Source organism: Nocardia sp. NPDC088792, from assembly GCF_044750615.1.
GTDB lineage: Bacteria > Actinomycetota > Actinomycetes > Mycobacteriales > Mycobacteriaceae > Nocardia.
On the sequence record NZ_JBIVKC010000002.1, the window covers coordinates 748033 to 760981 of the forward strand.

A 12949-nucleotide genomic window follows, 5' to 3' on the forward strand; every position below is an offset into this window, starting at 1 on the left:
CCTGATCGCCACGCATGCGAGGATCGGACTTGCCGCCATGCAGCCGTTGGGTGAGCCGGCCGAGTGCTCCCCGCGTGCGGGGATGAGCCCTGCCGTCACCGGCTCGCCCTGTGGCTGCCTGGTGCTCCCTGCGCGTGCGGGGATGAGCCCATGGGCGACGGCGGCCTCCCGGTGATTTGCCCGTGCTCCCCGCGCCTGCGGGGATGAGCCCGGCGACCGCGCCGCGGCCCCATAGCGGGTGTTGTGCTCCCCGCGCGTGCGGGGATGAGCCCGTGTGGCTGACAGACACGATCCCGCGTGAGCACGCATGTACGAGGAGCACGCCTTCGTTTTACGCGGTGTTTTAGTGCGGGACTGTCTGCGCTCTGCACGAGGATCCATCGCTTTCATTAGAGCGCTCGCCTCCGTCGCGCTGCCGTTGTTGCCACGCGCTTCGAAGGGCGCAGAAGGGAGACATCCCCGCGATCGAGGGGGCGGACGGCACGGGGGAGTTTACTGTCCGCCCCCGCTGTCTGCCCCTGTTATCCCGCCGACCTGCGGCTTTCGCGGTTTCGCTCCCGTCGAATCTGGCCATGACCGGCATGGGCTCATCCCCGCGCGTGCGGGGAGCACGTCAACCTCAATGCTTCGCTCACGGTGGAGGTGGGCTCATCCCCGCGCGTGCGGGGAGCACTGTGGTGTGGGCGGCCAACGGGTCCGGGGCGGGGGCTCATCCCCGCGCATGCGGGGAGCACCACGCGTCAGTGATCTTGGGCGGCTTGCAGTCGGGCTCATCCCCGCGCGTGCGGGGAGCACCGGATCATGTCTTCCCGCGAAACCGGTTGGCCGGGCTCATCCCCGCGCGTGCGGGGAGCACCATCCCCGAGGCCGGTTCCACCCAGATATCGCGGGCTCATCCCCGCGCGTGCGGGGAGCACACTTCCTGACCAGCATCTTAGAAACACCGACGGCCAATTTTCATTCACTTTTATTCTCGTCCGTACCTCATACCGACCGCGCCGGTCACATCCGTAGATCAATGGACATCAGTCGGCGGCGATGGGAGATCTGCTGCCATAGTGTCTGAAGTCGTCATCCCATGAATCGTCACCAGTGGTCAGCGATTGCGGTGGTGCGGTGGTGGTGCGCGCGAGAGCATCCCGCGCAACGTCGTGAACGGCTCGCACGTCCTCGCGATCGGCGATCGCGTCGAGTTCGGCGCGGATGGCGTGCTTCGCGGCGGTGTGCGCTTGTCCGATCAGGTCGAGGACATTGGCCACGATCCGGTTCGTGTGTTCATCCGCGCCCGCGATCCGCCAGTTGTGTACTGTCCCGTCGGCGCTCACCTCGACGGTGACACTCCCATCCGCCGAACTGGCAGCGACGGTACGCGTTGCGATCGCCGCCTGCAGCCGTTCGGTGTCGTCTGCGACCGAGTCCAACAATGACCTGGTGCGCGGATAACCCTGATCAGCCATGGTGAGTGGCCCCTTGCTCGCTCGGCTCAGGTGCCACGGCCCTTGTAAGGGTCCGGGTCTGGGCTGGATTGGGTTGTAAAGTACCCAAAACTAGTTTGTATCATCGCAGGCGTCTATCACGCGTCGCCAGCGAAAGGGGACCATCGGGTATGGGTGGGCGTGTAGAGGTTGATCCAGAACGTGTGCGCTCGTTGGCATCCGGGTTCAAGGATGCGTCACGAACAGTCGGGGGGATGAGTGGCCACGACTCTGCAGAACAGATCTCCACGGGCTTGACCGACACCTCGGTAGGAGGTGCGTGCGCGGCTGCAGCATCCACCGCGGGTGCGGCGTTGACCGCCATTTCCGGCCACTACGGCAATCTGCACACCCATACCCACAACGGTGCCGGCGAGTACGTCGAGACCGAGACCGTGTCGGTCGACAAGTTCACCACTTTGGGGGACTCGATCTGATGGGCACACCGACCATCCCTCAGGTGAAGGCGTGGGATCCGGAAGTTCTCAATACCCAAGCCGGTGAATGGGACCAGAAAGCACAGACCCTCGGCGACACACTGGACGCTGCAGCGCGGTCGGTCGATGGTTCCTACCACTATTGGATCGGGACGGCCGGCGACTCGATGCGTGACCGTCACGACGAAATCCACGGCGACGCAACCACAGTCAAGACAGCACTCGAAAACGGCGTCACCGCCGCGCGTAACGGCGCCATCGCGATCCAGGCCGCCAAGACAACGCTGCTGAACCAGGTCACCACCGCCGAAAGCGCGCACTTCACCGTCAGCGACACCGGCGAGGTGAAGGTCAGCACCGACATGCTCATGTTGCTCAGGTTTACCGATAAGGACTCCGCGGCCAAACTGCAGGCTGGCCTGGATCACCGAGCAGAGGAGTATCAGAAGGCGATTCAGGGCGCGCTCGTCGATTGCGGTACCGCCGACGACGAGGCGATGACCGCAGTCAACAACGCCTTCGCCAATCTGGCCACCACCCAGGTGGCACCCCCGGATCCGAAGAGCGCGGTCGACCACGCCGGTGACCAGGACGGCACCGATCTGGCCAACGCGCTGAAGAACCACGACAACGCCAAGGTCGACGAGATTCTCTCCCACATGCCTCCGAACGTGTTGTCGCAGGCCGATATTCAAGATCTCGATGACGGTCGTGATGTGGTCGTCCCTGCCGATGTGCAGGACTACTACAAGAAGTTCTACAACAACCTAGGCAAAGACGGGCTGATCTCCCTCGACGACTACCTCAACAGCCAAAACCAGCCCGGAAACCCCAACGCCCCCATCGCCGCCAAGGACCAGACCACCATCTCCGACAGCATCCTGATGCTGTCCAACGAAAAGATCGGCACCGGCTTCGACGGTGATGGAAAGCTGAAGTCTCCGGGCGACTACACCCAACTCCCTTCCGATATCCGCAAACTCGTATCCGGTCGGCTGGAGGATGCCAACTTGGGCTCGGTCGCACCGGACGGGCCGAATGCGTTCCAGAACCACCTCACCGACGAAGTGAAATTCGCCGACTTGCTATCCCATGCCGACAAGGGCATGCAACCGGGCACCACCTTCGGCACCGAGCTCGGGCGCCAAGGTGCCAGCCTCGCCGCTTACATCGACGGCAAGGATGCCAACAATGATGTCGGCAAGTGGATCAACCAGAACTGGAAACCCATCACCCCCGACGGGTTCTTCAGCCCGAGCAAGGCCCTCGAGAACGCCGCCAGCCAGTATGTGAACATCGGTGCCAGCAACCACCAGTCCGCGTACCAGTTGCTGACAGGCTTGGATGTCCACACCGGCACCAAACTCCCGTCAGACCTGTCCTTCGGGGCCCTCGGTAGCGACTACAAGCCGAGCGGCGACTACGACCCGTCGAAATTCGCCGCAGACACGTTCCAGCACACCTGGGACGACAAGGGCAAATCTGCTGCGGGACTGGTGGATTGGATCGGCGAGCACACTCACGACCAAGGCCCCACCGGTGATCTGGCTCGTAACGCCTACACCAAGCTGCCCGACGTGTTCGCACCGCACGACAGCACCGGCAAGCTACTCAGCCAGGGTGACGACACAGTGTTCAAACTCAACACCGACGCATTCATCAAGAATCCCGAGCTGGCGACAGGGCTGGCGAAAGTCCTTGCACCGAATATCGACTCGTTCGTTGGCTACAACCCGAACTCCAGCGGCATCGACAACGGTGTCGCGCACCTGGCCACCCGAGACGCCGAACGGCTGTTGTTCCTGAGCGCTCAATCTGATCAAGGGAAGATCTACCTGGAGACTTCCCGGCAGGTCTACGACCACGCTGTGATCGACCAGATCGTGCATGGTCAGGACCCCAGTAAGGTAGACACGACTCGCGCCCTCGCCGGTGTGGACGCCAGGATCGACACTGCGATCCTCAACGCTGCCACCTACCAAGACGCGCACGACACGATGAACGGACTGACGCACCAGCAGGAAGTGCAAGACACGAAGTCGAAGGCCGCCGACATCGCCAAATCCGTGTTTCAGACGGTCACCAAAGAGGCAGTCGACAAACTGCCCGGCGGCGATATCGTCCACGGGGTCGTCAGCACCATGCGAGACCAACAATGGGACTCCCAGATCGAAGCCTGGAATCCCAAACCCAACCCCGTCGTCGTCCAGTTCCCTGGCCCCAGCGACGTCCATGCCACAGGCGATTTCGACTTCGACCACCACATCGAAGACGCCAACTCGAATGGAGGAAACCAAAGCAAGGACCAGATCGACGACTATCGCACGCGATACGGCACCGGCTACAACGAACTCGTCACCGACCTGCTCGCTGATAGCCCTGACAAAATCAACGCCTTCGTCGATGGAGGCTCTAAGGTCCAGGCATCATCGAAATGACCCAACACCGCACCCATACCCTCACATGGCTCATCCTGCTGCCGGTACTTCTTGTCGCCGCGCTCACCTCATGCAGCAAGACAACCACCACCACCGGCCCTGCTGAACCCTTGTCCGCAAGCCTGAGCCACCAACCGCTCAGGTTCGACCCCTGCACTGCGGTTCCGCAGGACCAGTTGTCTGCCTTGGGACTCGAGGTGCGCATACCGAACCACTACATCGGTCCATTCAGTGAACCGAACCTGCAGTTCTCCGGCTGCTTGGTGAGGTATCAATCCAATCCGGATGTGGAGTTCTATCTGCAGGCCACCAACATAACCGGTGACTACCTGCACTCTGTCCTGGCGCAGTCCAGATCATTCCAGCAGGTGAAGGTCGCCAGCCACGACGCGACCTTGGCGACTATCCAGAGCTCGCCCGGAGAGTGCATGCTGCTGACACCAATGAGTGATTACCGTCTTCTGCTCGACGGGAACTTCCCCAACAAGTCCTGTGACCTCGCGATCGACCTCGCCACCAAACTCGTTGTGCTACCGCAACTCCAGTAACCTCGCACCTATCGGGGCCCAGTCACCGAGTCCTAAGCTGTTTCGTGAGATCTCTCGCGACACCATGACCTGGGTTTCAGCGATCCGCCACGGGGCTCGGTTTGCTCAGCCCGGTTACAGCTTTACACGCGCCACATGCAGTTAGGCCGCTAGAATTTCCTGGTCAAACTCCCCGTCGGCCGCACCGGCAACGAAAGCCGCCCATTCTTGAGGAGTGAACGAAAGCGTTAGCGCGTTGGCTGACCGGAAGACGGCGCAACCCGCGTCATCGATCTCGATAGCCGGCTCAGTCGCGGCTTTCGACGCGTTGACAGCCGCTTCGACCAGATTCGCCCACTCCGTCAGCGTGACAGCGATGATCGGCTCTCGCAGAAGGTCGTTCGATGCATCGCGTCGATACTTACTGTCGCGTATGAAGACCTGAGCGCCGTCGCTGGCCACCTCGACACAGTTGCCACCGGTGTTTCCGCTGTAGCTGGATGTCCGCCAAGCGAGCGGGCGCGAGATCATGGTGTGCTCCGTTAGTTGTTATCGATCGCTGCGATACGTGTAGCAAGCATATCGGCTGATTCGGCTGGCGAAAGTGCTGCGGCGCAAAGCCGTTCGGCTGCGAGCTTGTACCAGCGCAACTGATCTTCGTCTTGGACGTAGAGGGCACCGGTGGAGTGTTCGACGTATCCGATGCTTCGGTCGCCCGGTAGGTCGAGCAGGACGAAGTCTCCGTTGATTCCATCGTGCACGGGGACCGAGAACGGCATGACATGGAGTTCGACGTTATCGCGCTTCATCAGATCCAGCAGATGTTCGAGTTGCTGGCGCATGACCGCCGGGCCACCGACGAGACGGTGCAGGACCGCCTCGTCGATGACGGCCCGGAAGTTCAACGGCGCGGTCTCGGTCTCCAGCCTTTGGCGGGCCATCCGAGCCTTGACGACCTGATCGATCTCCAGCGGTGCGATCTCGATACTGTCGGCGAATAGCGCGCGGGCGTACTCCGGTGTCTGAACCTGGCCAGGGAGTTTCATCGATTCGAAGGCGAAGAGCCCCTCGCACATGCCTTCGAGTCCGACGAAGGTCTTGAACCAGTCCGGCAGGACCTCACCGAACGGTGTCCACCAAGGGTTCTGGTCGGCGCGGGCGGCCAGGGACACCACACGGTCGATGTGCTTCTCGTCTACGCCGTAGAGCGCGAGCAGCTTCCGTATGTCGGCCGGCTGCTGTTGGGTGCGGCCGGTCTCCAGGTAGTTGATCTTCGCTGTGCTGGAGCCGATTTCCTTGGAGGCTTCGACCTGGGAGACACGGGCGCGTTCACGTGCGACGCGCAGCTCGTATCCGATCAGGAAGCTCACGGCCGTGGGGTCGGCACGACGTTCGGACATCGGAACATACCTCCTCAACTTGGCAGCGAGAGATTACCGGACGCTCCTCTGTCACCACCGTACGGAACGTTCGTGAATCTATTGCCAGATGTAGATCTACATCCTAATCTACATGTGATCCATCTATGACTGATTTGGCAGCACCACGACGACTCCGAGGTAGGTCGAGATGATGGGTACGACTGCTGTCGAGGATTCACAGTTACCGCTGGCATACGGGTATCTGCGCATCGATCTGCTCAGCGGTGAAGTAGCCGACTGGGAACACCGATTGGTAGAGGTCTCCCGCGGACTGGGCGTCGAGGTCGCGGCCGTCTTCCGAGAGTCCTCGCCCCAAGGGACCGTCCCGCCGGCGTACCTCGAACTCGTGCACGAATGCTGCCGCACGGGTGCCCACATCGTCATCACCGCGCCTGGTCACTTGTCGGGAATGGCCATTCCGCATACGTGCCTGCTCGACATCCTGGCCATTCGAGCCGGTGCACGAGTTTGCGAGGTGTCACTGTGAATGGGACCGGATCCGCGGAAAGACTCGCGTACGGATTCGTACGGCGCGACCGTTCCGGCGAAAGCACGGACGATCACGTAGATCAGATCCGCGCGCTGGCCAGTCGACTTCCGCTCCAACTGCGCGGTGTCCTGGTCTCCGGTACTGACGCCGAATTCGCCCGCCTGCTGGCCAGTTTCGTACCCTCAGGGATCGCGATCCTGCTGGTTCCCCATGTGGTTCATCTCGCTGGCTGGATGGACGCCACACGGCGCGACGTCGACATCTGGTCGCTGAACCCGCTCGGCCGCTGGCCCCGCCTCGTCAGCGCACATCACGAAGTGTTCGTACCTGGCGCGGACGGTGGCTGGTGAGCGCCCGGGTCGCCGTGCACCGTCGGGCACTTGGCCATTGCCACGCAATCGATCGACCCGAAGCTAAGGCTTGTTGATTTAAATACCCAGCGCTGCAACAGCATCCGATCTCCCTTATGCCCTGCCTGTGAGCGCGACCTGGGCGCCAGCCACAGATTTCTGATTGTCCGACAACAAGTTTCATTCGATGAGAAGGGCTTGCCGATGTCTGTAATCGTGGTGTTCTTGGCCGGTTTCGGTGTGGGTTGCATGGCAATGTGGCTACTCCAGACGTTGCATGCCGCAGACGATGATTCTGTCCATTCCTCGCGTGAGAACGATCTGGAGTATTGGTCAGTGCGCAGCATCAGGGCCCGCATTGCCGAGGAGAATCCGAGCACGGCGCGCTCCGGGCATCGTTCCCGTGCAGCCGGCCCTTCCAGCGGTGCTCGGACGGCCGGGGGCTGGCCGACAACCGCTTCGGCGCGCTGAAGCTGGTGGCCAATGCCCGTCTGGATCAAAGCTTTCGATGCTGATCTCAGTAGTGCAGTGCGAATGGTTGAGCAGCACTGCGATGTGTACCGGCGGCAGTTCGCGTTGGAGGCGTTCCGCGATCCGATTGGCGGCCATATCGTCGCGGTGACCGGCCCTCATACGGCGGGAGTGATCGTACCGCGGCTGCTCGCGGCGGCGGCCTGTCACCTGCTGGATATGGCCCCGGTGCCGGTTTTCGCGGTCGGCGGTGACCTGCGGGTTTTCCTGACCGAAGGTGTGCCGGATTCGTCTGCGACCCTGCGGTTGTCGTGGTCGCTGTTCCGGTACCCGATCGTGCCGACTCTCACGCCGACACCGTTGGCGCTGCCGACCCCTGGTTCCGGCTTGCGCAGCTGGTTGTGGCCCCCGGAAGGCCCCGCTCGGCCACCGATCGCCACCGTAGTGGCCGCGCTTCAGGCGGCCACCCGACTCGGTTCCTGACCCACTCAGGAGAAGGCGATGCCGGAGTTCTCACATACCAATTTGTTTGTACATGCCGACGGTGTGCTCGCTGAGTACGTGTGCCAGGCCGAGCCGTTGGGCATGACTGCCCACCGCGCCCAGCAGCCTCTTTCGAGGGTGCCATTGATCCAGGCTGTTCCGGCAGCTAGGGCGGCGGCGGTAGCCTTCGGAATCGGACATCAGGATCGCATACCCCTCTCCGATCAGACCCCGAGAGTGCCGCTCGCCCAATCGAACTCAGCGAACTCCAGATCAGCAAACCTCTCGCAATACATCGACGCCTCCCGTAATACGCTGTGCTCTAACCCATTTCATATGCCGACCGGTCTCGCTCTAATCGATGTGCAGCTGCCGATACAGGCCATCGACGGCAGTGGAGCGGGTATAGTCGCCTGGTCCACAGGCGGACAAAAACGGCGCTGTGGACACCTCACTTGGTGAGGTGCGGCGAGGGGGCCGACATCGCCACGCGACTTCGTACCACGATTACGCAACGCGGTGCACACCCGCCGAGTCATGGCACCGAACGGCTGACGACAGGTTCCGAAGGGGACGGAGAAATGGACCCAATCGCTTTTCCAGTACTGGCAGGAGCGCTGCTCAACGAGGCGATCCGGTTCCTCTTCAACCGGGCTAATGCCGTTCTGGACAGACGTGCCGGTCGCATGCCCGTAGAAGAGCCGGAACAGATTGCTGGACAACCGCATCCGCTACTGGTGCATGCCGAGGCGCTGGCCGATGACGACCGGATCGAACGGGTGGCTCAGGCTCGCGATGTCCTTGAGCAGTACCTTGCCGATCCCGATCGCGCACGCGAAGGCGACGAAGACCTTCGACAGGTTCTCGCGGCGCTCAAACGAGACCTCGAGGCGATCTACGGGCAGGAATTTGTGTTCGCTGAGCAGCGTCCAGGACCCACGGTAGATGTCAGCCAGAACGTCGACTCGATCGCTGACACCGTGACGGGGGTAAAGGCTACCCGCGTCGGCGGGCAAGCCAAGGTCCACGTGGATCAGAAGTCCACGCGTGTCGAGTCCGGCGGTTCCATGACCGGAGCCGATCTCGGGTCCATCGGTTGAGGGACGCAGCGGCACAATGAATCCCAGCCCCGACGAATACCGGCAACACACCCCTCCCCTTGTCGAGCCCGAAACACCTGAGTTCATCGGGCAGAACAAGCCGTCACTCAGAGCGCCCTTCCTCCGTCCTCCGGGCCATGGCACCGAGAACCCTGAAATCGATCAACCTCAGGGCCGAGAAGATCACGCGCACCCGGCGGACCGAGGCACGAGCGAACCTACGCCAGATATATTGCGGCCCAGCATCTCCCACTCTGATTCCCCTCAATACTCGGAGCCGCCCGCGGTATCCGACCCGGCGATGCCTCTCTCGCAACCTCAAGCGACCCCCTCGTCTCCCGAGGCCGACGATTACGAGCTTGCCAGTCCGACCGCTCATGTTGGGCACACTGACCATCATCAGGACAGTCTCTCGGAGCACCCGCACAGCATCGAACCGACGTATGCATCTCCGACGAACACCGAAGCGATGCAGCCGGATTCGGTGGCTGAAGAGCCAACGATAGCTGCGCCCCTGGACGTGGACCATTTCGATCAGAAGCCAAAGACACCCGCAGCTACGTCGACCGTGGACGCATCCGCCGACAGCAGCGAATCCAAGGTAAAGATCCAGCAGGGTGTTGCCGTCAATCTCGGCTCGATAGTCGGCCTTGTCCAGCACTTCGAAGAAACCCTCGATCTCCACGCGCCTAGCGATCCCGGGTACTTGCAAGACAAGCGCCGAGAGTTCGCGCGACCGACCCCCGAGGAACCCTTCGTAGAAGCTTTGCAGAGACTGCGGTTGCCCGGTGGTGTCCTGGTGGTCAATCGACCTCCCGATCAGGGCCGACGCATCATGGCACTCGCACTGATGAGCGAGTTACTGCGCGAGCATGCCATTACGGAGGTTCGGCCCATACCGATCGGACAAAGCGGGTATTTTGCCCCCCGTCGACTACCCCACGACCGCCAGTGTGGATTTCTTCTCGAATTACCGCCAGACGACGAACTACGTGTCCACGACTCATTCGGCGCTACCTTGCATGAGGCCGCCGTGGTCCTCGCCAAGCGCCATAATCGACTCATCATCCTCACTCGACCCGCACAATGGCTGCGCATTGGATCAGGCGCGCCCCGCGGCGTTGCACCTGACCTCGGGGTTGCCCAGCCGAGGGACATCGCCCATCGACGATTACTCGCCTGCGAGCCCGACATCGCGGCATCCGAATGGGTCGACCACCACGACATCGCGCCGCTGCTCACAGGTCGCCCTCCCGCAGAAGCCCGCCGCGTCGCCGACATCATTATCAAAGAACACCGGCATTACGTCGCTACCCGCTCCGGCAATGTGCCCGTCACAGACCCCGACGAGGCGGCCATCGAATTCGACAAGCTCGTCGCCGGCGTTGTTAAGGCGTGCAAGAACTGGCACGACGAGCTCCTGGAGTGGCACTCGAAACCGTCCCGGACCGCGCTCGACCGCAATTTCTTGCTTGCGGCTGCAGTCCTACGCGGTGGCTCTGTCAGCCATATCTACGCCACCGCTGCCGATCTATGCCGAACGCTCGATAAGCAAAAGATCCGTCTCACGGGCCAGCAAGCACCCGGCGCGTACGCATTGATAGCCGAGATCGACGCCCGTCGCGACGACAACGACGTCCTCGTGTTCAGCAAAGCCGACTGGGACGACGCAGCGCTCGAATACTTCTGGAGCGACCGACCACTGGCGCGTTCGGCCTTCTGCGAGTGGCTCGCCCAAGTCCCTTCCCGCGGTGGCGTGATCAACGCCGCCTTCGAAAACTTCTCCACGAGCGACAAGCACGACCTCGCGCGCAGAATCGGCGCATTCGCCGTCCGTTGGGCAGTCCGTCACCGCCGCCAAGAGCCGCTCAAGAGACTCGTCACCGCTTGGCACAAAGACACCGGCTTATGGGCACTGGCCATAGAAATCGTCGACACAGCCGCTATCGACGAGCTCAGCGCCTCCTACATTCATCAGATGCTGCTCAGCTGGTCCAGCAGGGACAACCCTGTACTGCAGGAGGCGGTCGTGGCAGTCTGCCAAGGCAGATTCGGTCGCCAATACGCTGACAAAGCTCTTCGCCGACTGAAAAAGGTCACCGAAACCATCAGCGAACCCGAGACCACGGCACTGGTTTCGAACGCTGTCACCACTCTCTTCCGCGACCCCGCGATGCGCACCATCCTATTCGAATACGTCGTGAAGTGGTGCGATCACGGTCTCCGTCGAGGAACTGTCGGACGGTACGCCTTTGGCGCGCTGGCCGTCGTGACCCTGCCTGACGAGCTGGATACTCCCGCCTTGCTGGCACACCATCTAGTGCCGATTGACCTTCTGGAAGAAATCGACTTCCAACCCTCCATCGAGGAACTGGCAAGAGGTTGGCGAACGCTGCTTTCGGCACCTGCTGACGCCTCGGGACCGAATGTCCAAGCTGCGCTGGATATCTGGCTTGAGGCCGCCCACAAACAACCCACGTTGCGCCCAATCATCCTCGATGTACTGCGCCATGCCGTCGCGATCGACAACCGACTATCCATACGAGATATTCTCCGTCTAGGTGCCGATACCTGGGCCCGGGAGCGTCATCCAGACCGTCCAATACGCAACGGCGTTCGATTGGACCTGCACGAACTTCTCGACAACGATCTGCAAGAATTCGGCGCCCGACGAGCCCGCACCAACGACGTGAGCGCACATCACAACATCTCAGATATTCTGGCAACGCGAACACCGGATGCCGATAGGGCGTGAGAGACCCATTCCGCCGCAAGGCAGCCCACTACAACGCACCGTCCCCGGACGATCTCGCTCTCACCGACAATCCGTTCTCCTTCGTCGACCGCGTCACCAGCATCGACAAGCTGCTGCCCTTCTCCATACAGGTGACATTTGCGTGGCAGCCCATCGCCGCGGACGGACACGCTGCCGATCCCTACGGCGCTGCCTCTGCCCTCCAAACCGACATCGAGAGCATCGCGAGGCATCACAACGTCCTGCGATGTGATAGGGCCCGTCAGGACATCATGACCAACCTACGGGCCTTACCGCGGCACAGCGACGGCATCGTAATCTCCGCAATCAACGTAGCCGTAGAAGCCGATGAAGAAACCTGCCGTGCCGCTCGCCAGATCGAGGCCCAGCGACAAGCACAACGCTTGGAACGCGAGGCGCTGGAACACGACTGCCATCTCGATGCTCTCGCACAACGCCAAACACGGGCCCGAGTCGAATTTCTACGGGGACAGATCCTCGAATCCCCTGCGACGGTCGAGCTGTACAAGACCGTCGATCGGCACAGCGAGTTCGCCACACGGCTCGGTATACGCCCTGATACCGATCTCGACCATCTCGCGCGCCAGCTCCACATGTGGGACTCGAGCAGTCGATGGGTCTCCACAGCGACGTTGTTGCACAACCTACTGACCGACCTATCCGACTCGGGTCGAATCGAATTGCTGATATTGCTATCCAATACAATCCGTGATCTCGGTGTCGACGAGCTAGCCGACAAGCTCGCGGCGCTTGCCAAGGAAGCGCGAACCCCGCCATCCTGACCAACTACCTATCGTGAACGCCGACGGACGGGTGATCGGAGCCAATCTGTCCTGACCTCGCGGCAGCCTTGGATTGCCCTACGCCGCTTCAATTTCCGCTCGGAGCTCTCGCAGAAGTATCGCCGCGTATCGTCCAGCCGGAGCAGAGAGGCCGGCGGGTGGTGGTGGCATTCCACCACCACCCCTTTACGGACCGTCT

13 protein-coding genes and 1 CRISPR repeat array are annotated in these 12949 nt (G+C 61.8%); of the genes, 10 read left to right on the plus strand and 3 right to left on the minus strand.

Features of this window, described 5'->3' with window-relative positions:
• Nucleotides 1–583: 583 nt before the first annotated feature.
• Nucleotides 584–917: a CRISPR direct-repeat array (repeat unit 29 nt; unit sequence GGGCTCATCCCCGCGCGTGCGGGGAGCAC).
• Between the two features lie 108 nt (nt 918–1025).
• Nucleotides 1026–1457: a YbaB/EbfC family nucleoid-associated protein gene (locus tag ACIP5Y_RS12695; RefSeq protein WP_400349911.1), complete on the minus strand. Its 432-nt coding sequence runs from the start codon at nt 1455–1457 to the stop codon at nt 1026–1028.
• Between the two features lie 233 nt (nt 1458–1690).
• Here ACIP5Y_RS12695 and ACIP5Y_RS12700 point away from each other — a divergent pair, with 233 nt between their 5' ends.
• Genes ACIP5Y_RS12700 through ACIP5Y_RS12710 form a run of 3 tightly spaced genes read left to right on the plus strand, consistent with a single transcriptional unit; the run spans nt 1691 to nt 4898 of the window.
• A complete protein-coding gene (locus ACIP5Y_RS12700) occupies nt 1691–1912 on the plus strand; it encodes a hypothetical protein (RefSeq protein WP_400349912.1) in 222 nt (73 codons plus the stop codon).
• A complete protein-coding gene (locus tag ACIP5Y_RS12705) occupies nt 1912–4350 on the plus strand; it encodes a WXG100 family type VII secretion target (protein ID WP_400349913.1) in 2439 nt (812 codons plus the stop codon). Before ACIP5Y_RS12700 ends, ACIP5Y_RS12705 begins: the two co-directional genes overlap by 1 nt.
• Nucleotides 4347–4898: a DUF3558 family protein gene (locus ACIP5Y_RS12710; RefSeq protein ID WP_400349914.1), complete on the plus strand. Its 552-nt coding sequence runs from the start codon at nt 4347–4349 to the stop codon at nt 4896–4898. The genes ACIP5Y_RS12705 and ACIP5Y_RS12710 overlap by 4 nt, the downstream gene beginning before the upstream one ends.
• A 141-nt stretch (nt 4899–5039) precedes the next feature.
• Here the strand turns inward: ACIP5Y_RS12710 and ACIP5Y_RS12715 are convergent, their stop codons facing one another.
• Together ACIP5Y_RS12715 and ACIP5Y_RS12720 are read right to left on the minus strand one after the other, a co-directional pair.
• Nucleotides 5040–5408, minus strand: a complete 369-nt coding sequence (locus tag ACIP5Y_RS12715) for a DUF397 domain-containing protein (RefSeq protein WP_400349915.1) — start codon at nt 5406–5408, stop codon at nt 5040–5042.
• Nucleotides 5409–5419: 11 nt separating this feature from the next.
• Nucleotides 5420–6277, minus strand: coding sequence for a helix-turn-helix domain-containing protein (locus ACIP5Y_RS12720; protein ID WP_400349916.1), 858 nt, complete (start codon nt 6275–6277; stop codon nt 5420–5422).
• Between the two features lie 169 nt (nt 6278–6446).
• Between ACIP5Y_RS12720 and ACIP5Y_RS12725 the strand changes: the two genes are divergently transcribed.
• The 7 genes from ACIP5Y_RS12725 to ACIP5Y_RS12755 all read left to right on the plus strand — a co-directional run bounded on the left by ACIP5Y_RS12725 (nt 6447) and on the right by ACIP5Y_RS12755 (nt 12750).
• The gene (locus ACIP5Y_RS12725; protein ID WP_400349917.1) at nt 6447–6785 is read left to right on the plus strand and encodes a hypothetical protein; all 339 of its coding nucleotides are present in this window, start codon (nt 6447–6449) and stop codon (nt 6783–6785) included.
• Nucleotides 6782–7138 (plus strand): hypothetical protein, encoded by a 357-nt coding sequence (locus ACIP5Y_RS12730; RefSeq protein WP_400349918.1) that lies wholly within the window; start codon nt 6782–6784, stop codon nt 7136–7138. The genes ACIP5Y_RS12725 and ACIP5Y_RS12730 overlap by 4 nt, the downstream gene beginning before the upstream one ends.
• Before the next feature lie 30 nt (nt 7139–7168).
• Nucleotides 7169–7609 carry a hypothetical protein gene (locus ACIP5Y_RS12735; protein ID WP_400349919.1) on the plus strand — a complete coding sequence of 147 codons (441 nt, stop codon included), beginning with the start codon at nt 7169–7171 and terminating at the stop codon, nt 7607–7609.
• A gap of 63 nt (nt 7610–7672) precedes the next feature.
• Nucleotides 7673–8092: a hypothetical protein gene (locus tag ACIP5Y_RS12740; protein ID WP_400349920.1), complete on the plus strand. Its 420-nt coding sequence runs from the start codon at nt 7673–7675 to the stop codon at nt 8090–8092.
• Between the two features lie 581 nt (nt 8093–8673).
• A complete protein-coding gene (locus ACIP5Y_RS12745) occupies nt 8674–9192 on the plus strand; it encodes a hypothetical protein (RefSeq protein WP_400349921.1) in 519 nt (172 codons plus the stop codon).
• Nucleotides 9193–9493: 301 nt separating this feature from the next.
• On the plus strand, nt 9494–11947 hold the full coding sequence (locus tag ACIP5Y_RS12750; protein WP_400349922.1) for a hypothetical protein: 2454 nt from the start codon (nt 9494–9496) through the stop codon (nt 11945–11947).
• Complete coding sequence (locus ACIP5Y_RS12755) at nt 11944–12750, plus strand: hypothetical protein (protein WP_400349923.1); 807 nt, start codon at nt 11944–11946, stop codon at nt 12748–12750. The genes ACIP5Y_RS12750 and ACIP5Y_RS12755 overlap by 4 nt, the downstream gene beginning before the upstream one ends.
• Nucleotides 12751–12949 lie beyond the last annotated feature (199 nt).